25 protein-coding genes and 2 pseudogenes are annotated in these 25803 nt (G+C 45.1%); 14 read left to right on the forward strand and 13 right to left on the reverse strand.

Annotated features, from left to right (window positions below; translation table 11 throughout):
- From cdhA to ACHZA2_RS13700, 4 genes are all read right to left on the reverse strand, one after another.
- Nucleotides 1-2355, reverse strand: coding sequence for a CO dehydrogenase/acetyl-CoA synthase complex subunit alpha (cdhA, locus tag ACHZA2_RS13685; protein ID WP_319580167.1), 2355 nt, complete (start codon nucleotides 2353-2355; stop codon nucleotides 1-3).
- Nucleotides 2356-2500: 145 nt separating this feature from the next.
- Entirely contained in the window at nucleotides 2501-3358 is an 858-nt protein-coding gene (locus ACHZA2_RS13690) for a hypothetical protein (protein WP_319580168.1), read from the reverse strand.
- 277 nt (nucleotides 3359-3635) lie between these two features.
- Nucleotides 3636-4397 (reverse strand): AAA family ATPase, encoded by a 762-nt coding sequence (locus ACHZA2_RS13695; RefSeq protein ID WP_319538283.1) that lies wholly within the window; start codon nucleotides 4395-4397, stop codon nucleotides 3636-3638.
- 14 nt (nucleotides 4398-4411) lie between these two features.
- Nucleotides 4412-5197: a P-loop NTPase gene (locus tag ACHZA2_RS13700; RefSeq protein ID WP_319580169.1), complete on the reverse strand. Its 786-nt coding sequence runs from the start codon at nucleotides 5195-5197 to the stop codon at nucleotides 4412-4414.
- Between the two features lie 146 nt (nucleotides 5198-5343).
- On the opposite strand from ACHZA2_RS13700, the gene ACHZA2_RS13705 reads away from it, so the two are divergent.
- A complete protein-coding gene (locus ACHZA2_RS13705) occupies nucleotides 5344-6192 on the forward strand; it encodes a cupin domain-containing protein (protein WP_319580170.1) in 849 nt (282 codons plus the stop codon).
- Between the two features lies 1 nt (nucleotide 6193).
- On the opposite strand, the gene ACHZA2_RS13710 is transcribed toward ACHZA2_RS13705, so the two are convergent.
- Nucleotides 6194-7228 carry an NADH:flavin oxidoreductase gene (locus ACHZA2_RS13710; RefSeq protein WP_319580171.1) on the reverse strand — a complete coding sequence of 345 codons (1035 nt, stop codon included), beginning with the start codon at nucleotides 7226-7228 and terminating at the stop codon, nucleotides 6194-6196.
- A gap of 497 nt (nucleotides 7229-7725) precedes the next feature.
- Here ACHZA2_RS13710 and ACHZA2_RS13715 point away from each other — a divergent pair, with 497 nt between their 5' ends.
- From ACHZA2_RS13715 to ACHZA2_RS13740, 6 genes are read left to right on the forward strand one after another with little or no spacing between them, the layout of a single operon-like run.
- A complete protein-coding gene (locus ACHZA2_RS13715) occupies nucleotides 7726-8328 on the forward strand; it encodes a 4Fe-4S dicluster domain-containing protein (protein ID WP_319580172.1) in 603 nt (200 codons plus the stop codon).
- Nucleotides 8329-8345: 17 nt separating this feature from the next.
- The gene (gene cooS / locus ACHZA2_RS13720) at nucleotides 8346-10235 is read left to right on the forward strand and encodes an anaerobic carbon-monoxide dehydrogenase catalytic subunit (protein WP_319580173.1); all 1890 of its coding nucleotides are present in this window, start codon (nucleotides 8346-8348) and stop codon (nucleotides 10233-10235) included.
- 25 nt (nucleotides 10236-10260) lie between these two features.
- Complete coding sequence (locus ACHZA2_RS13725) at nucleotides 10261-10779, forward strand: NAD(P)H-dependent oxidoreductase subunit E (protein ID WP_319580174.1); 519 nt, start codon at nucleotides 10261-10263, stop codon at nucleotides 10777-10779.
- The gene (locus ACHZA2_RS13730; protein WP_319580967.1) at nucleotides 10779-12482 is read left to right on the forward strand and encodes an NADH-ubiquinone oxidoreductase-F iron-sulfur binding region domain-containing protein; all 1704 of its coding nucleotides are present in this window, start codon (nucleotides 10779-10781) and stop codon (nucleotides 12480-12482) included. Before ACHZA2_RS13725 ends, ACHZA2_RS13730 begins: the two co-directional genes overlap by 1 nt.
- Nucleotides 12479-13297 carry a 2Fe-2S iron-sulfur cluster-binding protein gene (locus tag ACHZA2_RS13735; protein WP_319580175.1) on the forward strand — a complete coding sequence of 273 codons (819 nt, stop codon included), beginning with the start codon at nucleotides 12479-12481 and terminating at the stop codon, nucleotides 13295-13297. Before ACHZA2_RS13730 ends, ACHZA2_RS13735 begins: the two co-directional genes overlap by 4 nt.
- A complete protein-coding gene (locus ACHZA2_RS13740) occupies nucleotides 13290-14201 on the forward strand; it encodes an AAA family ATPase (protein WP_319580176.1) in 912 nt (303 codons plus the stop codon). Before ACHZA2_RS13735 ends, ACHZA2_RS13740 begins: the two co-directional genes overlap by 8 nt.
- Before the next feature lie 124 nt (nucleotides 14202-14325).
- Here the strand turns inward: ACHZA2_RS13740 and ACHZA2_RS13745 are convergent, their stop codons facing one another.
- The 7 genes and pseudogenes from ACHZA2_RS13745 to ACHZA2_RS13775 form a co-directional block, all read right to left on the reverse strand.
- The gene (locus ACHZA2_RS13745) at nucleotides 14326-14895 is read right to left on the reverse strand and encodes a hypothetical protein (protein ID WP_319580177.1); all 570 of its coding nucleotides are present in this window, start codon (nucleotides 14893-14895) and stop codon (nucleotides 14326-14328) included.
- Between the two features lie 287 nt (nucleotides 14896-15182).
- Nucleotides 15183-15332: a DUF86 domain-containing protein gene (locus ACHZA2_RS13750; RefSeq protein WP_394698594.1), complete on the reverse strand. Its 150-nt coding sequence runs from the start codon at nucleotides 15330-15332 to the stop codon at nucleotides 15183-15185.
- 647 nt (nucleotides 15333-15979) lie between these two features.
- Nucleotides 15980-16495, reverse strand: a complete 516-nt coding sequence (locus ACHZA2_RS13755) for a hypothetical protein (RefSeq protein WP_319580178.1) — start codon at nucleotides 16493-16495, stop codon at nucleotides 15980-15982.
- 113 nt (nucleotides 16496-16608) lie between these two features.
- Nucleotides 16609-16992: pseudogene (locus ACHZA2_RS13760) on the reverse strand (transposase).
- On the reverse strand, nucleotides 16922-17827 hold the full coding sequence (locus ACHZA2_RS13765; RefSeq protein ID WP_319580179.1) for an ISL3 family transposase: 906 nt from the start codon (nucleotides 17825-17827) through the stop codon (nucleotides 16922-16924). Before ACHZA2_RS13765 ends, ACHZA2_RS13760 begins: the two are co-directional and overlap by 71 nt.
- 84 nt (nucleotides 17828-17911) lie before the next feature.
- Nucleotides 17912-18763: a hypothetical protein gene (locus ACHZA2_RS13770; RefSeq protein ID WP_319580180.1), complete on the reverse strand. Its 852-nt coding sequence runs from the start codon at nucleotides 18761-18763 to the stop codon at nucleotides 17912-17914.
- Between the two features lie 337 nt (nucleotides 18764-19100).
- Nucleotides 19101-20021: pseudogene (locus tag ACHZA2_RS13775) on the reverse strand (IS5 family transposase).
- Between the two features lie 133 nt (nucleotides 20022-20154).
- On the opposite strand from ACHZA2_RS13775, the gene ACHZA2_RS13780 reads away from it, so the two are divergent.
- The 6 genes from ACHZA2_RS13780 to ACHZA2_RS13805 all read left to right on the forward strand — a co-directional run bounded on the left by ACHZA2_RS13780 (nucleotide 20155) and on the right by ACHZA2_RS13805 (nucleotide 24447).
- Nucleotides 20155-20565, forward strand: coding sequence for an SHOCT domain-containing protein (locus tag ACHZA2_RS13780; protein WP_319580181.1), 411 nt, complete (start codon nucleotides 20155-20157; stop codon nucleotides 20563-20565).
- Nucleotides 20566-21646: 1081 nt separating this feature from the next.
- Nucleotides 21647-21772: a hypothetical protein gene (locus ACHZA2_RS13785; RefSeq protein WP_319580182.1), complete on the forward strand. Its 126-nt coding sequence runs from the start codon at nucleotides 21647-21649 to the stop codon at nucleotides 21770-21772.
- A 324-nt stretch (nucleotides 21773-22096) separates the two neighbouring features.
- Nucleotides 22097-22333, forward strand: coding sequence for a hypothetical protein (locus ACHZA2_RS13790; protein ID WP_319538265.1), 237 nt, complete (start codon nucleotides 22097-22099; stop codon nucleotides 22331-22333).
- 121 nt (nucleotides 22334-22454) lie between these two features.
- Complete coding sequence (locus ACHZA2_RS13795) at nucleotides 22455-22604, forward strand: hypothetical protein (protein ID WP_319580183.1); 150 nt, start codon at nucleotides 22455-22457, stop codon at nucleotides 22602-22604.
- Between the two features lie 740 nt (nucleotides 22605-23344).
- Nucleotides 23345-23620 carry a hypothetical protein gene (locus tag ACHZA2_RS13800; RefSeq protein ID WP_319580184.1) on the forward strand — a complete coding sequence of 92 codons (276 nt, stop codon included), beginning with the start codon at nucleotides 23345-23347 and terminating at the stop codon, nucleotides 23618-23620.
- The gene (locus ACHZA2_RS13805; RefSeq protein WP_319580185.1) at nucleotides 23581-24447 is read left to right on the forward strand and encodes an FUSC family protein; all 867 of its coding nucleotides are present in this window, start codon (nucleotides 23581-23583) and stop codon (nucleotides 24445-24447) included. Before ACHZA2_RS13800 ends, ACHZA2_RS13805 begins: the two co-directional genes overlap by 40 nt.
- A gap of 13 nt (nucleotides 24448-24460) precedes the next feature.
- Here the strand turns inward: ACHZA2_RS13805 and ACHZA2_RS13810 are convergent, their stop codons facing one another.
- Entirely contained in the window at nucleotides 24461-24916 is a 456-nt protein-coding gene (locus ACHZA2_RS13810) for a GNAT family N-acetyltransferase (protein WP_319538262.1), read from the reverse strand.
- A gap of 353 nt (nucleotides 24917-25269) precedes the next feature.
- On the opposite strand from ACHZA2_RS13810, the gene ACHZA2_RS13815 reads away from it, so the two are divergent.
- Nucleotides 25270-25704, forward strand: coding sequence for an FUSC family protein (locus tag ACHZA2_RS13815; RefSeq protein WP_319580186.1), 435 nt, complete (start codon nucleotides 25270-25272; stop codon nucleotides 25702-25704).
- The last annotated feature ends 99 nt before the right edge of the window (nucleotides 25705-25803 follow it).

Here is a 25803-nt window from a genome sequence, read left to right on the forward strand (position 1 = left end):
TTACTCCTTTGCAGTCCTGATCTGTGATTTCAGTATTGTCGGGTCTGGGATCGATTGTTCAGTGTATCCCTTCTCCTTAAGGATAGGAAGTATCTGCTCTTTCATTGTGACCGGGACATCTGCCTGCGACCTGACAAAGAGGTTGATGTCATCAGGCATCCGGTCATAGAGACGTTTATAGAGATCGATATAATTGGTCAGTTTCATCGATCTTCCTCGGGATGTATCATTCGGCCTCATACAGAGTTTTGCAGCCAGAGTCATTGCCTCTTCTGGAGTCTCTGCTGCGATGAAGAGGTGTTCTGGCACAGGTCCCACCTGCACCTTCTCACCGGTTCGCGAGTCATACACAAACCAGTCATCAGGCTTGTCTCTTCTCCCAAGGAGCATACGCCTGTACTTTGATCCATGCGGGCCTACGATAACCGGAATACCAAGTCGCCAGAATCCTGCGGCGATAGCTGCCGCCTTCTGCGACATCGCTCCCCATGCAATCCCGACTGCCCCGACCCGGTTGTACACGTAATCAGCAATCTCTTCGTAATTTCCACGAAGTTTCCGCTTTGCAAAGATGCTTGCAATCTTTATTGTTGCTCCTGCGATGTGGGCATTTGAGACACAGGACCCGACGTTCACGATCCCTCCTGCATCAAACCTACCGTGGAACTCTTCGTAAGGAGTCTGCCCGTCTTCATTCCGGTGCATTCCGATAGCCATTGCAGAGCATCCTGAAGTAACGACGATATACCTTCTACGGGCAAACTCCCGTGCCATCTCTGCCACTTCTGCTGCCCCATTTGGAAAATTTGCACAACCTACAAACGCGACGACACCGGGAATCTCGCCAAGGACAATGGGTCCGCCTACCTCCCTTATCTCGATATCCTGGATGGCACCGCGACCTGCCCTGACATTAAATCGCTCGCCCTGGATCTGGCTGTCAGCTGCAGAGAGAATAGCGCTATGAACCGGTATCTCTTTTAAGCAGGCGTCCTCGCACTTCCCGCACCCAATACAGGTGTCATAGAGGGATGCAAGTGCTGATGGATCTCCCTGTCCAGCCTGCTGCATTACGATGGCAAGAGGCAATCCGGCAGGACAGACCCTTGAACACTCCTGACAACCACCGCACTGTTTTGCCAGCTCGATAAGTTCTTCTGGTGTGGGAATAGCCCTGAATTTTTTACGGGTATTCATCACTGCCATCGCGGTTCTGACTGCAACCTCTCCAACCTTTTCAGGATCAAGAATAAGAACGCCGGGTGTCTTTCCACTGACAAGATCTGCAATGATCTCTTCTGGTTCATCATCTGTCCGGTCAGGAAGACCTGAACAGTTCATGGAACTGGTTGCGATAAGTGGTGCATTGATCTTTTGGGCTTCATCGAGAAGGTCTGCCCTGACACATTGTTCATCCACCACGATCACATCAGGTACACCACTCCTGATGTAGCGGAGCTGCCATGATATCGGACCGATGATCTTCGCGTTCGGATCGTACCGGGTCAGGTCAATGGCCGTGCAGCAGATCCCGGTGATCTCAATCGCTCCACTCAGGTTCTGCTCACGTGTATAATCGATAATCCCGATTGCAGGGGGAACATTGTGGCCGACAACGAGGATGACCGGCTTTGTTGAGTCAACGGTTCCAAGTCCGAGTTTAACCAGTGATGCATCAGGATCTGCTTTTGGAAATGAGAATGCAGAAATCTGGGCTATGTCTGCAACCTCAAGTCCTACGTGGTCCATAGTACCGGCATGGAACACCTTGGACTCAAAGTCAATAGCATCCCCTTCCTGTCCCGTATGGGCAGCAGCAAGGAGCTCGGTTACCTGGCGTTCGCAGTAGTCAAGGACGATCTCAAGGTCACCAAGTGTCCCGGGCTTGATCCCGCAGACGAGCCGTATGATCGGTGCCTCGGTATCGATCGAGTCACCACCAATATCAAGGGGCTTACGCCTGCCAAATTGTTCGATGAGATGTGTCACAAGATGACGGGCATGACTGATGTGGGTTGCAGCACCGATACAGGCTGCAAGAAGCACAATTCTTGACTGTTGTGCCTCCATTCCGATCCCACAGGCACCTTTCTTCCCTCCAGATAGATCGCACTTACCATAGGTACATAGGCAGCAAAGGTCACAGAACGGGAGATATAATGGTTTATATCTGGAGAGAAGCATCCGATCCCAGTTCCTGAGATCAGTGTGTGAAGGCATCGGGGTCGGCCCTGGCTCTTCATCCCATTCTTCCCCGCGCAATGATCCTATGGATACCTGAAGATTTTTGAGTGATCCGTTGTTGGATTTTAACTCATCCAGGGTAAGTGTAACATTTTTCCTGTTCACAGTCATCTGCCGGTGTATTCTGATATACATTAGGAGGACTGGAGTTAATTAGCGTATACCCTGTGGTGTGAGGTATGGTTGAAGGAATATTGCGGGAAAAGATCGAAACGAACTGTAAACAGAAAAAAAGGAAAAATTAGGGTTTCAGAGATTATACTCTGAATCCGGACTGGTATGCAAAGGCCTTCTGCATGGTCTTGATGCCGCCGGTGACTTCGGTGTTGTCTTTCCAGCTGTTGGTTGCAGAGGTCTTGTTCCAGGTTGCACCGTATGGTGCTTCGGTTCCATCGTAGTTAGAGTCGCCACCATCGCGGGCTTCCATGATGCTGCCTGCGAAGACGGTCTTAACGGTACCCTCTGCAAATCCGCTGCCGGAGTTTGCATCAGGGGTAACAGCGATCTGGTAGTTCAGACCTGCTGGAACATCAGCGGAATCTGCAACTGCACGGATCTGGCCCTTGGTTGAGACCTGTGCGCTGTTCACGTTAACAAGGCTGCTCTTTGCAGAGACGATGTTACAGAATGCCGGGAGGATGCCGCCGTTGTTGGTTGAGAAGACACAACGGATGTTGTCCTCACCAGTGTCGTAGTTACCTGCGACTGAAAGGGTGTACTCCTCTTCGCCGACCAGGTGTGCACCCTCGGTGCTTGCGTAGGTCAGAACCTTCTGTGACTCAATGTTGTAGAGACCAGATTCCTGGTTCTTTGAGCTGAAGTCGAAGTTCTTGTTCTCTGCGAGCTTACCACCGTTGGTCAGGATTGCATCCTTGTAGGTGACGTCAGAGATTGTCTGTCCTGCCTTCAGGATTCCGGTTGGGATTGCGCCTGGACCGGCGATGACCCAGGACATGGTTGACTTGTCGTCGACTGCACCAGTGGCGTCGATGACGGTGTCAATAGAGAAGACCTGGTTCTCAGGGGTTGCGTTTGGAAGACGGTCTGCTGCTGCAAAACCGACGATTGCCACGAGGGCAACCAGTGCAATAGTTGCGATGTATCCGAATTTCATTACAGTACTCCTACAATTTATGCTGATACTCTGGGCATCAACTAATACCTGTTTGCCCTGTGAAAATATATATCTACTGCTGCACTCGGAAATTTTCTTCCACCGCACACGCTATATATGATGATCGATTGAGGGGTGAGGTAAGAAGACGTAATGACTAGTAAAAAAAATTTCTCTATTAATTAGAGGGGCAATATTATAAATTGTTTCTTCTCTTTTTTTCAGGCCACGATACGTTAAAAGAAACTCAAAAAATTTCCCAGATGTCCTTGAATTCTTAATATCCTGCTGTTTCCAGTATCTTTCTGACTGAATCAGGCCCTGGAAGATCCGGTGATAGCCCTATTAGCGGAAGACCATCGATAACACGTTTTGAGACCGCTTCATCATTTGCGATCTTCCCAAGGTACCGGATCTCACTGATCTCTTTCGCACGGGAAGCAAGGTCTTCAGGGAACAAAAATCCCCCGATGCTTGAGAAGTTTCTCCAGTGAATTCCTGACTCCTCTGCCACCCGCTTTGCCCTGAGCAGGTGGGCAAATGATTTGCTTGAAGGGCCGATCACATCGAATATCTCGTCCACATCGGCTGTAACCCTGCGATTCAGGTGTTCAAGGCCCCCGGGAGCATCAATCAGGACATATTTATACTGCTTTGTGAGCCGGGACAGGGCATCACGCAGGGCTGCATCAGGCATACAATAACATCCTTCGATCCATTTGGTGCCAAGTGCGAGAAAATCAAAGTCTTTTCCTTCATAAAGCCCGTCCCTCCATATTCTGTGCTCAATTCTTTCAGAGGGAGCAACCCCGATTGTTGTTCCGCCTTTGCCGATGAATGTATCCTCTAACAGTTCGGCAACAGTCTTTCTTCCTTCTGCTTCAAGGTCAACTCCGATCATCTCACCAAGGTTCTGATCAGGATCCAGATCAACAAGGAGCAGAGGGGCGTCCCCTTTCCTGATGAAATAATCTGCCATCAGGGTTACAAAACTGGTTTTTCCTGTGCCTCCCCGGCCCATGGTGACGATAATCTTCATAGCATACTAGAAGGTCAGGCAGACAGAAAATTGTGTTCCAGTCTCGTAGCGAGAGACTGTACCTCGGTCACGGCTGTGTATTTGTTCTCGGTTGCCACGGGTTTTCCCTCCATCCCCGCCCTGAGAATGTCCTGATCAAACGGCACGTACGCCATGACCTGAACTCCGTGGGAATGGGCAGACTCCCGGATTATTGCCTCCGAGTCTGAACCTGTCACCCTGTTTGCGACATATGCAATTTCAGGTATTCCTGCCGGCCGTGCAAGGTCTGCAATCCTTCCTGCTGTTACCAGTGATGCCTGATGTGTATCGGTGACAATAAGCAGGATATCGACGTTCTTCGCGGTTCCCCTGCCAAGATGTTCGACTCCTGCCTCCATATCCATGATCAGGACCTCTTTTCGTTCGATGATGAGATGGGAGAGCAGTGTACGGACGAGATTGTGTGCCGGGCATGCACATCCGGCTCCCATTACCCTGACCATCCCCATGACCAGGAGTTGTACCCCGCATGGGGTGGAGACGGCCTGGGATGATACGATATCGTCAACCGTGTAGGATATTCTGAAAACACCAGGGTAGTCTGTTTTTGTCTTCTCATCAATGAGACTCTGGTTTTCAGCGATCGGAAGAATCCGGTTGGCCTCCTCCGGAGTCATTCCCAGAGTGAGGGCCAGGTTGGGTGATGTATCAGCATCGATCGCAATGGTCTTCAGGCCCCTGGAGGCGAATGTGCATGCAAGTGTTCCGGCAATGAACGTCTTTCCCACTCCTCCTTTTCCTGCTACTGCTATCTTCATCGGTACTCCCTGTGTCTCATCTGGCTCATACTATACTATCCATTGGCAGTTCCCTATGGTCTGGGCAACTCAAAAGAGCGAAATGAAATACCCATGTTAGCAGTTTCATCAGTGAAGGTTAATAGATTTCAGTCAGTATTATTCGTATGGATCTGAAGCATATTTCTGCAGGAATTATTACAATTCTTGTAGTCATTCTTTCTTTTCAAACAGTTATTGCAGAACCCGAAAATACCGGGAACGAACCCGGAGTCGTCATTTCTTCCAGTGATATTAATGGTAACCTTTCAGAGAATTCTTCAGGTGCTGATATCCTTCATCTGCTGAACCAGGCCGGTTCAAACGGAACACCTGCATCTGTCAGGATCATTCAGGTACGTCCAGGAGCTGTATACTCACCTGATGGAGCCAATCCTGCGCCGGAAGCACTATACCTGATCTCCGGAGATGCCAGGGTCTCGGCTGATACCTCGTCTGTAAATGCAAAATTCGGTGATACCATTGTCGTTCCACAAGGATCCCTGTTTAATGTAGAAAACGTTGGAACTGAGTCCCTTACATTCATCACGGTCCTTTCATCACCGGTTCAGATACAGGATACAAAGGATCAGAGTATGTACAAGAAGTCCCCCGGTGAGATTACACCGGTCACATTTGGAAATGAAACCGACAACACCAAATTCAGTGTAATCCGGATTCTTGATACTAATGGTGACTCTCTTCCTCTCTCATATGATCTGGCGGTTGTTTCTTTACCTGCAGAGCATACAATCGGTTCCCACTATGTTACCGGAGGAGAGATAGGGTACATGCTTGACGGGTCTGGGAACGTTACAATCGGATGTGTCCCGCACGAGGTTCGCAAAGGGGATATTTTTTACATTCCTCCCAAGGCTGTACAGGAAATGACAGCATCATCAGAGATGAAGTTCCTCCTCCTTACTGATCCCTTTTATAAGCCCGGAGAAGATTTTCCGGTTTTATCATCCTGCTAAATCAGGTATCCATTTTTTCTGGAACGGACCTGAACGGGCATCTGATGATTTCCTGTTTTCTGCATGCGTTACATGAGGTGCAGGCAGATTTGTGCTCCTGATGGTTTTTCCATCTCATAACGAGATCAGGTTCCCTGATAAATGGACGTGACATGGAAAAGTACGATATCTTCGTCTTTTCCAGAAGTTCTGACATGAGTATCAGATCCCTGTTCATCCCTACCATCATCACCGGGGTCTCTATCTCTTCTGCAATCATGGCTGCATAATCCCTGAGAACAGACTCTTCGTATTTGCCCCGGGGAGGGAGGGGCAGACCGTTTCCTGCACCCCCGGTTATCTCGATTCCATCGATCTTTCTCTCTGAAAGCTGGTTGCAGGTATAGCGGCAGGTTTCAAAGACTCTGTCATCCTCATCCTCGAAATCACCACAGTTGATCTTTATGAACACTCCAAAATCATTCCCAACCCGTGAACGGACTAAATCGTACATCTCAAGGATGAACCTGGCCCTGTTTGAAACCTCACCACCGTATCTGTCTATCCGTTTATTTTTCCCTGAGTTCTGAAACTGGCTCAGGAAGTAACCATGTCCTGCATGGATCTGTATCCCGTCAAACCCTGCCTTTTGAGCACGTTCCGCAGCATTGGCATATGTGCGTGCGAGGTCTCGCAGTTCGATCTCTGAAAGATCGGTAGGAGTTGTCCATGTCCCGCCTCTTCCAACATACGTTATCTGCATAACCACCGGAACACCGTGGCGATGGATCTTTGAGATCATCTCCTGGTATGTAGGAATATATCTGTCATCAGCTATGCTCAACATTTCAGGAAGGCCGGTCGGGTCAGGAACAATTATTGTTGCCCCTGTAATTATCATCCCGACCCCTCCTAGAGCAAGTCCTTCATAGAGATCCACCAGTTGTCTGGTCGGACGACCGGTCTGATCAGCCATCGACTCCCATGTGGCTGATCTGATAAAGCGGTTTTTGAGTGTTATTGATCCAATTCTGGTCGTATCAAACAGGGTTCTCATATGGTTCCTCTTTGAGATGTGGGTATGCCCGGATATTCGAATATGCGATATACCGGTTTAGTAATCCTTCATTCCATTGCCATGGATGGTAAGGATACCTGTGTGAATCTTACAATTCGATATGTTCGTGGAATATTTCTATCAGACAGATGACCGGCTGATACCAGGTATGGTGAAGGTAACAGGATAGCCGGATGGTATGCTGTACTATTTTTCAGGAAGGATGTGATCTTCCAGATCTTCAGGACTCTCTCGGTTTTCAGGAATAGCGAAGATACGTCAATTCGATATATGATCTCTTCTCTCCCCTGTGCCTTGTGAGCAGTAAATTCGAATGTAATCTCATATTTTTACATTTTAAGCAGATTAATCCGAAATGAAATTTCGTAGATCACAATGTTGATATGTACTGAGTGTAAACACTCGGTCATTACGATGCTACTGCCAGTCAGATTACCGCTTTGCTATGAGATTTCAGGAGGTCAGAGGGTATTTTTATGAAGACAGTCTTTGTCCGGCAGGATCGGTGTGTCGGTTGCAGGCATTGTGAAATTGCCTGTGCCGTTGAGCATTCAGAGAACAAGGAGTTATTCCTGACGTTTAGTGAAGAAAAACCATCACATCCGCGCATCCATGTTGAGTCGGTTGATAATTATCTCTCATTTCCAAACCGGTGCAGGCATTGCGATCCTGCCCCGTGTATGCAGGTGTGTCCCACTAGGGCTCTCAGCAGAGACGAGGCAACCGGTTCTGTTCTTGTATCCTATACACGGTGTATCCAGTGCAGTGTGTGTGCCATGGCATGCCCGTTTGGGATTATCACGTTTCAGAAGGTTCGTGAGCTCGAAAGTGACCGGGAAGTTAATGCAAAGTGCGATAATTGCATCGGACGGTTGTCTGAAGGCCGGATCCCTGCATGTGCAGAGGCATGCAAAACCGGTGCTCTTGAGTTCGGTGATGTAAATGATATCATCAGGGAGACAAGGGCTGACCTTACCATGCGGCTTATCAGGTCACAGGGACAGGACGTTGAACCTTCCTCAATGCCGGAAAATATCCGTGCATTCAAAGCAGTGATGGAGACTATTGCCAATCTTTGAGTTCCAGGAGAGAAAAAATGAGTAACCCGTCAGATATTAGAAAAGAAGCAGAACGGCGAGCACTTGATTCAGCAGACCAGGAGATCATAGCAAAGGCAATAGACGAAGGGATTGAGACTGCATGGGATCGGTTTGCACTCCAGCAGCCTCAGTGCGGGTTCGGTCAGCTTGGTGTCTGCTGTAATAATTGTGCAATGGGACCCTGTCGGATCGATCCCTATGGGGGAAAACCTTCTCACGGGGTTTGTGGAGCAAATGTCGATACGATTGTCGCCCGAAACCTTCTGGATGATCTTGCGGTCGGGGCAGCAGCCCATTCTGATCACGGCAGGGAGGTTGTTGAGGTACTGCTTGAGACTGCAGAAGGGAAGTCCGAGGGGTACCGGATCACAGACGAAGAGAAACTGAAGCGGGTTGCAGAAGAGTACGGGGTTTCCGTTGCCGGAAGAAAACCCGCGGAGATAGCAAAAGATCTCGCGCTTGGTCTTTTAGCAGAGTTCGGGAGTGCCAAGAATTATATCCAGATGGCAGAACGTGCACCTGACAAGACAAAGGCGATCTGGAAAGAGTTCGGGATCACTCCACGGGGAATTGACCGGGAGATCGTGGAAGCCCTGCACCGGATCCACATGGGTGTGGATGCAGATTTCGTGAATATTCTCCTTCATGCCATGCGGACCGCTCTTGCCGATGGGTGGGGAGGATCGATGATCGCCACCGATTGTTCAGATATCCTCTTTGGCACTCCAAAGCCCCTGACTTCCTGGGCTAACCTTGGGACACTGAGCACTGACAAGGTGAATGTTGTTCTTCACGGCCACAACCCTCTCCTCTCCGAGATGATCGTCCAGGCAGCCGAGGATCCGGAGCTCAAGAAGTATGCAACTGAGAAGGGAGCAAAAGGGATCAACCTTGTCGGGATGTGCTGCACCGGTAATGAACTCCTGATGCGAAGCGGGATTCCGATCGCAGGAAACGTTCTCGACCAGGAACTCGCGATTGCCACCGGTGCTGTCGAAGCGATGGTGGTTGATTACCAGTGTATCTTCCCGTCAATACCTGCTACTGCCGGATGCTACCATACTAAGGTTGTTACAACCAGCATGAAGGCAAAGATCCCGGGAACCCAGTACATGGAGTTCAGTGCAGAGACCGCCCTGTCGACTGCAAAGGAGATCATTACACTGGCAATCGACAACTATCCGAACCGGAACCCTGACCGTGTGAGAATCCCGGGGAAACCTATGAAAGTGATGGCCGGTTTCTCAGAAGAGGAGATCAGGAAGGCCCTGGGCGGGACATACAAACCACTGATCGATGCCATCGTTGCCGGCCAGATCAAGGGTGTGGTCGGGATTGTCGGCTGTAACCATCCGAGGATCAAGCAGGACTACGGCCATGTAACCCTGGCAAAAGAGTTGATCAAGAGGGATATTCTTGTTGTTGAGACCGGATGTGCTGCGATAGCATGCGGAAAGGCCGGTCTTCTCCTCCCGGAAGCAGCGGATCTTGCAGGTCCCGGTCTTAAGGCGGTATGCAACCTTCTCGGGATCCCCCCGGTCCTTCATATGGGTTCATGTGTTGACAACTCGCGTATCCTGGTCATGGCCTCGATGGTTGCAAAGGAACTCGGCGTCGGGATTGGTGATCTTCCGCTTGGAGGGGCTGCTCCGGAGTGGTATTCCCAGAAGGCTCTTCCAATCGGGACATACTTTGTTGCATCCGGTGTTTACACGGTGCTCGGGATTCCTCCCAAGATCTTCGGGAGCAAGAATGTGATAAATCTCCTTACTGAAGGACTAAAGGGCATCACAAACTCTGCGTTCGCGGTCGAACCTGATCCGGTGAAGTCAGCAGATCTTCTTGAGGCTGAGATCAACCGGAAACGTTCGGCCCTGGGTATCTGATCCACTATCATTTTTTGGTCAGATCATGGATGATACAACATTTCACGAGATTATCTCGCGGTATCCCTCTCCCTCCGGAAGAATTCTCGGGATACTGCGTGATATCCAGATCCAGGAAGGATACATCCCCAGGGTTCTGTTGAATCGTGTGTCTATAGAATTGAATGAACCGGTATCACGGCTGTACAGCCTGATCACGTTTTACTCGTTCTTCAGCCTCCACCCGGTTGGAGAACACATGATCACGGTCTGCATGGGAACTCCCTGCCATGTGAAGGGTGCAGAAAAGATCCTTGGAACTCTCCAGTCACTTCTTGGTCTTCCGGGAGAGACCACTCTCGGAAAATACTCGGAGACGACCGGGGATAACATGTTCACCGTTGAGATCGCACGGTGCTTCGGGGCCTGTAGCATGGCTCCGGTGCTTCATGTTGACAATGATCTCTATGGATATGTGACACCGGAACAGATCCCTGACATCCTCTCACGGTACGGATGGAAAGGAACCGGTATCGGGCAGCCGAAAAAAGGGAGTGATCTGTGATGGCGGGATCAGCCATGCCGATTCAGACTCCTGGAGATCTCGCGAAGGTTCGTGAGTCCGGGCTTTCAAAACTGAAGCCAGACCGCCCGAGGATTGCGGTCGGCCTCTCCACCTGTGGAATTGCAGTCGGCGGAGAGAGACTCTTTGAGAGGCTCAAGGAGATCATCACGGCAGGAGGCTATGATATTGACCTTGTCCGTGTTGGTTGTATCGGGTTCTGCAAGGAGGAGCCGATAGTAAACATCACGATCCCGGGAAGACCGCTCGTGATTATTCATCGGGTCTCCCCGGATGATGCCGAAGCGATTGTGAAATCCGTGCTGAACGGTTCTGTGTTGGAAGAGAAGGCACTATGCAAGGTCTCATCCTGGGATCATATCACCGGAACAGTCACCTACGGAACCGGGTTTGATGCAATTCCTGATTACCATGATATCACCTTCTTCGGTCGCCAGACCAAGGTGATCCTCCGTGATGCCGGGTTTATCAATCCCGAAGATATCGATGAGTACATCGCAGTCGGCGGGTACCAGGCCTTTGTCTCTGCTATAACCTCCCGGACATCAGACGAGGTTATCGATATCGTGAAACAGTCAGACCTCCGGGGCCGTGGCGGTGCAGGGTTTCCTGCCGGTCTGAAATGGGAGATCACGAGGAAGGCGAAAGGCCATCTCAAGTACATTGTCTGCAATGCTGACGAGGGCGATCCCGGTGCATACATGAACCGGAACGAGATGGAGAGCGATCCCCATATGCTGATCGAGGGGCTCCTTATCGGTGCGTATGGAATCGGGACTTCTGATGCACTTATATATATCAGGGCCGAGTATCCACTTGCCATCGAGAGGCTCAAAAAGGCAATCGCTCAGGCACGGGAGTACGGGCTTGTTGGTGAGAACATCCTCGGCACCGGGTTCTCATGTGATATCCAACTTGCAACCGGAGCAGGTGCATTTGTCTGCGGTGAGTCTACTGCCCTTGCAGCCTCTATCGAGGGAAAGACCGGAAGGCCGCGTCCACGTCCGCCACGACTTACAGACAGTGGGGTCTGGGGTAGGCCGACCGATCTCAACAACGTGGAGACCTTCTGCAATGTTCCGGTGATTCTTGCACGTGGAGCCGAGTGGTACCGGGGAATTGGTGCGAAGGGCAACACCGGAACCAAGGTCTTCTCTCTTGTCGGCAAGGTTGAGAATGTCGGGATGGTCGAGGTTCCCTTGGGAACGACGCTCCATACCATTGTGTCAGAGATCGGGAATGGGGGAGCCGGTGGAAAAGCAGTCAAGGCCGTTCAGACCGGAGGACCATCAGGCGGATGCATCCCGGCCCGACTCTTTGATACACCGGTTGACTTTGAACACCTGAACGAAGCCGGGTCGATGATGGGTTCGGGTGGTATCGTGGTGATGGACGAGGATACCGACATGGTCGATATCGCCCGGTATTTCATCAATTTTGCGACAAGTGAGTCCTGCGGGAAATGTGTTCCCTGCCGGGAAGGTCTCAAGCATACGCTGCTCATCCTGAACAAGATCATGGCAGGAAAAGGATCTTCTGCAGATCTTGCAATGCTCGAATCGCTGTCAGATACAATACAGATGACCTCGCTCTGCGGCCTCGGGCAGACAGCTCCAAATCCGGTTCTTACAACGCTGAAATACTTCAGGGAAGAGTATGAGGCCCTGATCAAGGAGGGTACATGACTGAAGGGGCACGGATGGTGACGGTCACCATCAACAAGAGCCAGTACCGGGCAGAGGAAGGAGAGACGATGCTCTCGGTTGCGATGCGAAACGGCATCGATATTCCACATCTCTGCTACGAGGAGGTGCTCGATCCCTACGGTGCGTGCCGGCTCTGCATGGTTGACCATGTCACCTGCGGAAAACGGACGATGATGACCGCCTGCACGATGAGGGCTAAAGAGGGCCTTGAGATCATGACTGATACACCGGAGATCGTCAGATACCGGTCAACACTCTTTGAACTCTACCTTGCACAGGCTCCAAAGTCTGATGTAATCAAGGAGATGGCTGCCCGGTACGGGGTCACAAAGACACGATTTCTCAAAAAGATTGTGCATGATGATCCTCTTGGTGGAAAATGTATCCTTTGTGGTCTCTGTGTCCGGGTCTGCGACGAGATCATGGGCGGGAGTGCTATTGGGTTCATCAACCGTGGTCCGTCAACGGTTGTGAACACGCCGTTCTTTGATGAGAATCCTGCCTGTCTGGGCTGTGGGACCTGTGCAAAGGTCTGTCCCACCCACGCAATCGAGATCGAGGATCAGGGTGATACCAGGATCATGAAGTCCTGGTCAGGTACCCGGATTGCACTTCAGATGTGTCCGGATTGTGGTCAGTATTTCGCACCGAAGGAGATGCTGGAGGAGATCCTGAGTCTGCCTGATCCCGGTATCGTCGAAGAACTGAAGCCTCTCTGTCCGGCCTGCCGGGCGAAAGTGATCGCGAAAGGTATGTTCAAGGCAACCTTCCAGGGATCTGTTCATCATGGATGATCCGGGCAGAAAGACACGGATCTATGATACAGCTGGAGAGTTGCAGCGTCAGTCCCGGCCCGGTAAAGACGGGTTCAGAGTTGTGATCACCGGGAAAGGCGGTGTTGGTAAAACCACGATCACTGCCATCCTCTCACACCTCTTTGTGAAACAGGGATTCTCAACGCTTGCCGTTGACGAGGACCCCCAGATGAACCTCCCATATGCTCTCGGTGTTCCCACAAGTGAGGAGGTCGTCCCGATCACGTCGAACCTGGATTACATCGAGGAGAAGACCGGGGCACGTCCAGGCAGTGGCTGGGGGCTGATGATGTCACTCAATCCTGATGTCTCCGATGTTGTTGAGCGGTTTGGGATGAGAGGGCCCGGTGGTGTGAACATTCTCGTGATGGGAACTGTTGTTCAGGCGGCCGGTGGCTGTCTCTGCCCTGAGAATACCCTGCTTGACTCGGTGATCAGGTACATCAATCTCCGGAAAGGAGAGGTGATATTACTCGATACCCAGGCCGGTGTGGAGCATTTCGGTAGAGCCCTTGCCCGGGGATTCAGCCAGGCTCTGCTTGTGACCGATCCGACATTCAATGCAGTACAGGTTGTGAAGAAGGCGGTTCAACTTGCAGAGGATCTTGATATTAAGAGGCGGTATCTCGTGATCAACCGGGTGAGATCTGATAGTGATATCAAAAAGGTGTACTCGATCCTCGGTGATACGAAGGATCTCTTCTCCGGTATGTTTTATTTACCGTACGAGTCAGAGATGCTTGAATGTGAGCCTGATGTCAGGGGAATCATCGGGACTGATTCCGGGTTTGTAGGCGGAGTGGATGAGATCAGGAGAGAAATTCAGGAGTGTTGTAAGGGATATGACGGGAATTCTTCTGATAATTCATTATGGGATGAGTAATCGATAATGGCGTCGTGTATAAAGCCATCATAAATCAAAATATCACTTTTAATGTGATCGATTTTAGAGAGTAAACGAAAGTTCATTTTTTTAATATAATGGATATTCAAATTATGGTGAAAAATTATGTTGTTGTATTTTCAACATATTTTTGAACTAATTCTAAAGTCTGCGCTGTAGACTCTTGAATCTTCTTTGCTGCCTCTGCGATATTTTCTTTCTGAATATCCCCAGTATCAGTCCTTATTCCTGCGTAGTGCTCCCAAAGTGTAACCTGCTCAAAATAGTTTAGAAATGTTATTTCTATCTGCACTAAATCTGATATTGATTTTTGTGATCGTTGCATAGCCCCAATAAAAAAACTTGCAACTAATTCTGCGAATCCGATTCCACCAAATAGAACACTATACATTGGTGACATGTTTGAATATCCTGCATAAACTGCAACTGATATCAAAACTATCCCGAAAAAAAACATAATAATATTCAATGCCAGTATCCAGGATTGTGTTCCTTTTGCCTTTTTAATAGCGGCTTTTAGTTCTTTTATTGAAAGACTTTGTAACTCTTTACTTGTCGATAATTGGGCATTTAGGATCTCTAAATGGTATTTACGCTGCTCTTCAAGGGTTAGAAGATGTTTATCTGGAAAGGGGCTTGGTCCTCCCATTTTGTTAATGGCATTACTATCCATATTTGTCATGACTCCCGTGTTCATAAAATCAGAAAGTGGTTCTTGTATTTAGTTTATTGCAAAGCATAACGCAAAACAATTATATAATGCTAGAAGAAAAAGCAACAATATTATTTGATAATATGAATAGAATCATTTCTTTTAGATTGATCTTTTTTCGGTAACTGTGGTAAAATAGAATAGTCAGGTCTAGATATCGATTGTGTCTTTCAGGAGGGGATGAATGAATAGATCAAATCTCCAGTTTTTCCCGGTAGATATAACCTGAATATCATTTCATTGTAGGTTTACTGAAATCCATACCTGTGTAATTGTTCTTTTAGGTTTTGGATGTCGCAATGGCAGGTCTCCCAGACAATCTTCCAATCAGTTCTAAAGTACTGATGACAGAGGAAATTTCTCATTCCAATCATTCCGCTCCAGTCAATATCTGGCATTTTCGCTGCTTTTCTGGATCAATCCGCCTGGATGCTTCTCCGATGATCTCAAAATTTCAAATTACCGCATCCTTGTTTTTACTATCGTTTAAAAAATTTTCATCTTATATATTGGCGAGATAGGATTCGATCTTCTCTATGGCTTCAAGAATGTCATAAATATACATCTCATCAGAACGGGTTTTAGACATATACGAGATCCTGCATGATAGAACTTCGAAGAAATGGGTGAAGAGCTCCGGATGTTGTAAGGTCTACATTTCTCCTGAGTAGTGAGTGTAATTCGTTTTGAAGGTGTACCAGAGTGAAAAATCCTACAGCCCTGTTAAATTCTACAAGAATATCTTGTGGTAAGATCTATTCTTCCTATGCAAGAGTTGCCGAGACTCAACTCAAAACTAAATGAAGAAACACGGGAGTGAACATGCAATTTTTTTACATTCTCCCCAGAAAGGTCAGTGTATTCAGCTGAAAATACCAATATCTGACCTGCTCTTTTATTACAATAATGAAAGAATTATTAGTAGAAATGAAATTAATCCAATATGTGCAAATATCGTATCCTGATTCTATGATTCTAAACTCAATAATAATTACAATGGAATGATTAAAAGAAGGTTCAAGTATTGGTATATTCTACCTGAAATTCAAACATCAAAGATTTTTTGAGAAAAATACCTTAAGTGCTCAATAACAAACTTTTCATCAAATTTAGCTTTTTTTATTTGATTGGAAAGAGATATCGAATTCTTTTTTGAATCATTTTTATCTCCATAAAAAAATTTAGTATCTCCATTTATTCTAACGCATATTTCATCATTATAACAATAAAAGAATTCAATGGAAGGAACATCCCCAATCGGTTTATTCAAGATTAATTCACTCAAATTTGGTGTAATCGTTAATTTTATCGATTGTTGGGATTGTTTTTGTGATTCTTCATAAGTCATTGGAGAAATTTCAGCAATATGGCCATAGCGAGAAACCAATTCTTTTAATTGGTTTAATTGAAGAAATGTAATTTTGTATAAAAAATCCCACGATTCCTTTCGCTGGTTCTCTCTTTTTTGTTCTTTTTCTAACCTTTCTTCTTTATTCTTTTTTTGCTTAATCTCAATCTGTTTAAGGTAATCTTCAATTTCATTAAGAGTTTTCGGATCCATATTCATCTATTGGGTATTTTTAGTTAATAAATGATTGAAATATACTTATCATTAATTGTAGCCCATCATTTCATAGCATTAAGAATATAAATTTTTTTTGGCTCTTCGTCGTTTCAAGTGGGTAAGTTAAGTTTCAACTGACCATGGCGAAGGTATATCATTGTCATAAAATTCTCGTCATTACGATACCCTCTGGCATTGACTTTAAGCGCTTGAATCATGCTATTTAATCCTTCAAGTAAACTATTCGAATATCTATCCTTAAAATATGAGATTATACCAGTTCAATGACTTTTGAGAGTTTTTGCGATTTTAATCATTGTAGGTAACTTGCAATGTGTAGCCCAGAAGTACCATTTTTTGAAATATGCTTCCGCTGACTCACTATCCTCCATATTCCAAAACATCTGCAGACTCAGTTTTAAGTCATATGCTCGAACAATCTGCAAATTCATTTCCTTCAATCCCCCCAAATCCTTCAATTGTGTTTTTGTCAATGAAGATGGTTTTTTTAGCCAAATGTACCGAGTATTTTTTTAATACTCGATTGAACATTTGTTCAATTCTTCTTACTTCATCTACTGCTTCATTGACCATCTTTAATACATGAAATTTATCGAATATTATCGAAGTTAATGGGAATTGCTCTTTAATTCCTTTAATAAAAGCAGGTGACATGTCACAACAGAAATCCTCGATTTTCTCAGCATTACTATTGTGTTTTTCCAAGGTATCAGAAAAAGAAGAAAGAGCAGATGCATCTTTTCCTTTACAGATCTGGATTATACGACCTGTATCGATGTTTGCAAAAACGGTAATGTATTGATGGCCTTTACGCCGGGATGCTTCATCTAATCCTACCGATGTTATTTTTGAAAAATCAGCCTCACTTAACGCTTGTGCAACATAATATGAGATAACTCGCCAGATACGTTTGTCTTTAATATCCAATTTCTCTGATATTTGTGAGATCTGCATTGTTTGAGCAAAAAAGACAATTAAAGCATCCATCAATGGAGTGAAACCACTTCTTTCTCTTGCCCACGGTATCTTAACCTGTCGAATTCCGCAGTTGGGACATTTTATACGTGGAACCCGACCATGGAGAAATGTCTGATGTTCAAAAAAGTCCAAATGTCGCCATGATCGGGTTGTAGCGTCATGGAATTCACAATCTAAATGATTAAATCCAAGACAGGAAAAGCGAGAACCTTTTGGAAAGTCAACCCAAATATCTAATATACGTTCCCCTTCCTCAAATTTGATTGAAGAACTTTTCCAGGGAGCAGTTAAATGATGGGCAGCCCGAAAGAGTTCCTCAGCAATAATCATAATACATTATTGCAAGTCAACATACATCTTACCCACTGAAACTGACGAAGAGCCGGAAATGTTCAGCTATATGAATCATGAAGTTCAATTTGTGCGTTCAATCTGTTCAAATTTGCCTGCTATTGACACCAAATCCTTACATTTAATAACTAAATCAGGATGTTCATAAAAATGCTTTTTACAAAACCAATTATGATATTGAGCTAACCATAAAAATTTGGTGTATATTTTTGGATTTTTTATATGATGAATTATGTGATTTTTGTGCTTTTCTAAGTATTCCTTTCCAACAGGCCATTTCTTGAGTAAAGTATTTGGTTGATATGAATCATGCATATTAAAATCAGCTAATAAAAATATTGCATTTAAATAATTTAAAAAAAACTTTTGCTGATAATCTTTTATAAACCACACATGGTGAGTAGTAATATTATCTGGTCCCAAGTATTCTGTTATTTCATCAATCCATTTGTTTATGATATCACCAGTATAGATAATTGGATTGTGGCTCCATTTTTCGATTGAATCAAGAGATGTTAATAAAGGCCCTATGGCAATGTCTTCATTCTCATGATAAAACCAACCCATATCCATTCCCCCTCTAAGATAATATCCTTCACACGCAAACGCCAATTGAAAAACCGAAAAATGTTGTGAAAAAGTAATTATTTCGTTAATTCCACTAATCTCTGGACGCCACGGTACTATATCTTTAATTGGAGAAAGAAATAGAAAATTATCGGAAAAAATTTTACTTATTCCTCCCATAATTTCAGGTAATCCCTTCATAATTTCTAAATTTAGCTTTATTAATTCGATAAATTTATTCAATTCATAGTTTAGATCAGAAATATTGTTTTTTTCTTCATCAAATCTATTCTTCATTCCTAAAAAATCAGCATATATCCCAATATATGGAGCAAATTCTCGTGTCATATTTTTAATTATTAAATGAAAAAAGAAAAAGATATCTTTTTTTCAATACGTTGATATCCAAAGGAAAATGATAACCGGTACTAATCAATCTGGGTTCTTTTAAAATTCTTGAATTACAACTTTCCCTGATTTCTTCGGAAGCCATCACTTCCTCCCAAATCATCAATAATTAAGAGAAGAGGATATCGATTAACCCCAGATTACAATCACTGTTTTTGATATCTTCTTGAGAAGTCTGTTTTTTCAAGAAAATATGATTAAATATCCTTCGATTTGAAAATTTATCCTTTTGGATGAGGATAACTATCGCTATCCAATCTACTTTGTTGAATTTCACTCATCCGATATTGATCATATGAAAACAGGAGAACAGGTTTTTTAGGTTGACTCTCTCAACTGTTGTTACCATCATATGACCATCATTGAAGACTCTTTTAATCACTGTATATGGCATTTCAACAAGAGAACGAACCCTTGATATTGCTTTATTTCTTCGTTTGTTTTTGGTAGAGATTGGATGATTACGGGTTGATTTCTTTATCGTTTTATCCCTGAGCCTCTCACAGTTGTACCAAAGTATCCTAAATCTCGATAAACAGTTTCACCAGGTTCAGATAGATCCATTTGGCTATCATGTAGACTTGCTGTAGTTGTAGCAAACCGCCGTATAAGTTGAGTTTCTTTATCAACTATTTTATGGAGTTTATACCCAAAGTGTGATTTTCTTCCTTTTTTTGCTCAAGTTCCATCTTTCGATCTTCTCGCTTTAGCTTCATCACCTCGTGGTTTATCCGATTTAGCGTGACCAGGATCTGTAAGGATAAATGTAGCATCTTGAATCATACCTCGTTTAATGGTTAAACCTCGTTCATCTATCTGTCTCTGAAGTTCCTTCCATATTGCCTCATCCTTGTTGTTTTTGTTCAATCTCTCCCGACATCTCCAAATTGTAGACCTAAATGGAATTGAAACAGGATAACCCAGAAAATGTTGGAAGGATGATCTATCAAGGGCTTGGATTTCTAATTCGTAATCAGAGAGACCATGTCACTGTTGGAGAACTAAAAGTTTGATCCAAATTACCTCATCGGTGTGAGGTCTACCACCATCAATAGGGTCATCCGTAAAAAATATCAGCGATGATTGGACGGAATTTTTCCCAATCAATTTTCTTTTCCATTTCACCCAAACGATTTCCTAATGCTACAACTTTTTGATGGTTTTGTGAGAGAAAGAATGAAGAAAAACTCGTACTTATTATTCAACCTACTTGGATAAAAGGGGGTTATATACTATTCTCATCAGAATCCAATGCATCCACATATGAATCTGTAAGAAACACACAGACCACCTGTTCCGGGACTGATTTGTGAGAACACCGTGAATTGGGATTGTCAAAACATTATAAGAAAGGTTATTGGAATCTTGCAAAGGATTATGAACTCGGAGATACATTCTCACTCATGTTCGGAATGATGGGTCCCTGGGGAGGCGGCTATGGATTCCCATTCTTTGGTATGGGAATGATGTTCTTCTGGTTTCTTATCTTCATTATCATTGGATATATCGTCTTCCAGGATGCAAACAAACGCGGAATGCATGGTCTTCTCTGGTGGATCCTCATTGTCATCCCGATGGTAGGTATATTTGCCCTGTTTCTGTATCTCATTCTCCGTGAGATCGGAGGGCATAAAGTTATTTCAGAACTAAATTCTGCAATAGATATCCTGAAAGAGCGATATGCAAAAGGTGAGATCACTACCGAAGAATTCCAGGTTATGAAAGGAGAACTTGAAAAATAGATCTCTTCCTTTCAAATCGGAATTTTGGTTTTTCAATTTTTTTTACCGATAAGCTCAATCCACCTGAGATCATAGTCCGGATTTTTTCTCCTCGTTCTCAGTTATGTTTAGAACCTGGCGAAGAATGGCACAATACATGTGAATATCAATCAAATGCATATTTTTAGCACGACATGACTAACTGAAAGGCTACTGATGCCCTCTTGTAAAATCGCTGAATCAATCGGGTACTTCAATTAAATTTGAAATTTCACTCGAGCTGTGATTTTCTGCATTCCTCCTCAGTAAGGGAATTATCAAATGAGACACCGTAACCCGTAATCAACCTGGCATTAGAAAATTTTTCATAAATTCATGGATGACCTAAGAGAGATCGCTTCCTTCATTGAGAATGAATATCAGTAGTAGTCCTATGAATCCATGCAGCCTCGTCAGGAATAGAAAAACCATACAACCGAATCATCCATGATACCTCCCTGACAGTCTTTCTATCAGATGGGCTGAGCCAATATACTCTCTCAAACAAACCAGCGGGAACTCCCACTCTCCTGATCTCCTTTTATCTTCGTCACATCTCTGAAATCTCGAATCTCTAAATCTTTACAAAAACAGAGAGCGGATGGCCCCGCTCTAAAAATACGCCCAATTCGCGGGTAATACTAAGAAATAATAATAATATATATATTTTATATGATAGAGAGCGGGAGATTTCTATATACAGTGTCCCTCATGATCACCTCACCCTATCACTGTACATATACCTGTACCCCGCTTTCCCGCTCTGATCATAAACCCTGCCCATATGGCATTCAATACGCGTATCTGAATTATATCTGTGCTCGGATAACTCCCGCTCAAACCCAATCTCTCCCGCCCGGTCATCACTTCTCCCGGTAGGAACCATCGTTGTTCAGATCTGAACCCATTAAGGACCTGAGAAAAACTGATCCTCCATAAACCCGGGACTCCGGAACCTCACGACTCAAACTACACCAAAACTAATCCCGGAATTTCTCCATTGAAACGAAGTTCACGGTCAAGGCCAAATACTCTCTATCTGAATTCCCGGGAAAAAACTAAAATGCCTGACCATGCATCTTCAGCCATCAGGTCTCTTTTCTCCTGGTCAACTGAAAGAACCGTTCATCCGGTAATGATCATCGGGAGCGGGCTTGGTATCGGTATCCCCATGATCATATCCGGATGACTTGACATGATCGGAGTGGGAGATATCGTCTAAATCGGATTACTGGCGATAGCAAACCTGTCAGATGAATCACCACTCCGGGAACAATACTCAACAATGCTATGTGCTTTCGTGGCTGATACAATCGAATTCCTGTTTGGATCACTGGTAGGAAACAATTCGGTGATAGCAGGATTTTCCCGGAAAAAATAATTCCCAGACTGATTCAATCCCTTGTATCAGACAAACAGACCTCATTATTCTAGGTAGAGGTGAATACTTGATTGAATTTTTAACCTTTTCCTCATCGGAATGCATATGGCCTTTCGAGGATAATACATACTCATGACAGTCACGGTTTCTCTGAGCGATGAAACTTATCAGAAGATTGCCCTTCTGAAAAATCGACCAGATGAATCTGACGAAGAGATCATCAATGCCATCCTTGACGGTCAGATAGATCCGGAACCCATCAGCGACGAGACCCTTAACCGGGTGGAGCAGGCGCGAAAGGATTACAAGGAAGGAAGATGCCAGACACTTACGGAAGTAATGGCGGAACTTGGAGACTCTTTTGAGTAAATTCACGGTTATTATCTCTCCCGGAGCCTAGCATGACCTGGCAAAACTTCCTGTTCCTGCACGACACTCCCTTGAATCAGCCCTTGCTGATCTAGAACAGATTGACAATCCCAGAAATAAATTGGGACCCCTGAAAGGGAAGGGAAAAGGGTTGTTCTCAATCCGAACCGGTGAATACCGGGCGATATTAGAGATCATTGACGATGAGCTGGTGCTTCTTGTCATTGAAGCAGGTCCCCGGAAGACGATATACCGGAAATACCAAAGTTAACCGTTTGATCCCTTCTTTTTTCCAGTGATCTGAATCTGCGGTTCTATAATTCGCCGACAGATTATCACGATAGAACGGTAACACTTGCAGATACATCGGTGGACGCCGTTACCCGGATCAACTGATATCAGATTGGACCATCCAAGTTCTGATAAATCTGATAATCCCAAAAATAATGAGTGAGGATAGCGGAAAACTCCCGCCCTCATGATCTCATCACATCTTTGTCACATTATATAAATCTCGAATCTCTAAATCTTTACAAAAACAGAGAGCGGATGGCCCCGCTCTAAAAATACGCCCAATTCGCGGGTAATATTAAGAAATAATAATAATATATATATTTTATATGATAGAGAGCGGGAGATTTCTATATACAGTGTCCCTCATGATCACCTCACCCTATCACTGTACATATACCTGTACCCCGCTTTCCCGCTCTGATCATAAACCCTGCCCCTATGGCATTTAAAGAGCTGATCAGATTTATATCTGTGCTCGGATTGCTCCCGCTTTAACCCGATTTTTCCCGCCCGGTCATCACTCTCTCCTGGTAGGAACCATCGTTGTTCAGATCTCAACCCATTAGGGACCTGATAAAAACTGACCTTCCATTACCCCGGGACTCCGGAATCTCACTACTCAAACTACACCAAAACTAATCCCGATTTTCTCCATAGATACGAAGTTCACGGTCAAGACCAAATACTCTCTATCTGAACTCCCGGAAGAAAACTAAAATGCATGACCATGCACCTTCAGCCATCAGGTCTCTTTTCTCCTGGTCAACTGAAAGAACCGTTCATCCGGTAATGATCATCGGGAGCGGTCTTGGTATCGGTATCCCCATGATCATATCCGGGTGGCTTGGCATGATCGGAGTAGGAGGTGTCGTCTCAATCGGATCACTGGCAATAGCAAACCTGTCCGATGAATCACCATCCGGGAACAATACTCAACACTACTATATGCTCTGGTGGCTGATGCGATCGCATTCCTGTTTGGTTCACTGGTAGGAAAAAACACAGTAATGGCAGGATTTTGTCTAATTGTTCTGACCTTCTTCATTGCACTTGTTGGGGGGATGAACAGAACCTTTGCCCGGTGTAGCAGCCTGATTCTCATATTTCTTATCATTGGGTCATCGTTTCAATCAGGTGATCTTCTCTCTGCTGCTGGTATCACCGGGTTTTTTGTCATCAGGGAGATCTGGATCGTTGTATTGATGATGTGCCTCTCCCTCCTCTTCGCAAGGTTTGAACTTGAGCGTTGTGTTCCTCAAACAACAGAAACGACAGTGAAGCCCGGCAGTTCCTCACTCACCCGGCAATACCGGTACTGGAAGAAAAACCTGCATACACTGAAAGGGTGGGTGTACACACTTCGTATCACCATCTGCATGATAGTTGCAGAAATGACTTCCATTCTTCTGAACCTGCCACGTTCATACTGGATTGCACTGGTCGTGGTTTTGGTCGTGCACAGAAATCTTGAGACAACCATGTCCCGGATATCAATGAGGGCTCTCGGCACCTGTATCGGAGTGGTAATTGCCAGTGCTCTGATGCTCTGGTCTGTTCCATCCGGATTATTCATTCTCATCATTACCGTACTGGCATCTGTGCGGCCATATGCAAAAGCCCGGAATTACCTGGTTTATACATCGGTCATGACCATTCTGATCATATCACTGCTTGAGTTCAATGAGCCTTACATCCAGGGGATAATCATGGACAGACTGGTGAATACCCAGATTGGGCTCTTCATCGCGTCAATTTTGGGATATGCAGTGTGGCAACTCCCGTTTATTCAGAAAAGCATAAACACTTCAATGAAATGCTGATGACTCATTCTTTTTACTCAAAAAGTAGAGTAATTACATTCTTATAAAAGAGGATATTTCCATCTTCAAGTTCCCGAACTCTGATAAAGTTACACTTTTCTTCGTAGAACCAGGCAGAGGAGGGTTTGGATTCAACGATAAGGTATCGGCACCCGGTATTTTCTGATATTTTGATGGTAAGAGCATAGACATAATCCATGAGTTGAGTACCAAGTCCCTTCCCATGATAACTGTCATCAATGGCAAATTTACCGATTAATAGCGCAGGAAACCGGTCGTATTTAGGACAACCTTTTTTGTCACCAGCATTCAGATCCTCTACATCAATGCTTGCACAGGCCAGAGAAATATATCCCAGAGGAATACAGGGTTCCGATTCTTGAACAAGAATCCAGGTTATTGATAACTTCCTTTTCTGGTTATCATGGGCATGATGTTTCAGGAAATTCTGTAGGGGAAGGCTACCCACTTTAGAAGCACAGCAAAATTCATTGATATGAATAGAATCAGATAAACGCACTAAACCTATCCCTGCAGAATCAAAAACCATGAATTAAAGTTTGAGATTTTGAGCGATTTGCCGGGCCCGGCTAGCTGCGGCTTTACTCCGGTCATTTTCATATTTCAATGGATCACTATCGTATTCATGAAAACGCCGGGCATCATCCTTGGTGAGAGTTATTGATGTATTGAAAGGTTCTGCCATTTTCGATTCTCCTTTTTTAAGTAATATTTCGAATATCTTGTAGACTGATATGTTATATTTTGTCAGGGCATTAATGTATTCCTCTCATCCCTTTGGTGGCTTCAAATACCATCTGTATGATAGTTGCAGAAATGACTTCCATTCTTCTGAACCTGCCACGTTCGTACTGGATTGCACTGGTGGTGGTTTTGGTCGTATATAGAAATCTTGAGACAACTATGTCCCGGATATCAATGAGAGCTCTTGGCACCTGTATCGGAGTGGTAATTGCCAGTGCTCTGATGCTCTGGTCTGTTCCATCTGGATTATTCATCCTCATCATTACCATACTGACATCTGTGCGGCCATATGCAAAATCCCGGAATTATCTGGTTTACACATCGGTTATGACCATTCTGATCATATCCCTGCCTGAGTTCAATGAGCCTTATATCCAGGGGATAATCATGGACAGACTGGTGAATACCCTGATAGAGCTCTTCATTGCGACAATCCTGGGATATGCAGTGTGGCAACTCCCCGGTATCCGTAAAAGCATAGCCCAGATATAAATGACTTTTTTTATCAATCCATCAGGGCGTAAGACATATCACTCATCTGTGATCCTTTCCTGCTCCTGTAATTTGAGAAGATGCCCTTGAATATTCTCA

Origin of the sequence: uncultured Methanospirillum sp. (assembly GCF_963668415.2) — an archaeon.
Lineage (GTDB): Archaea > Halobacteriota > Methanomicrobia > Methanomicrobiales > Methanospirillaceae > Methanospirillum.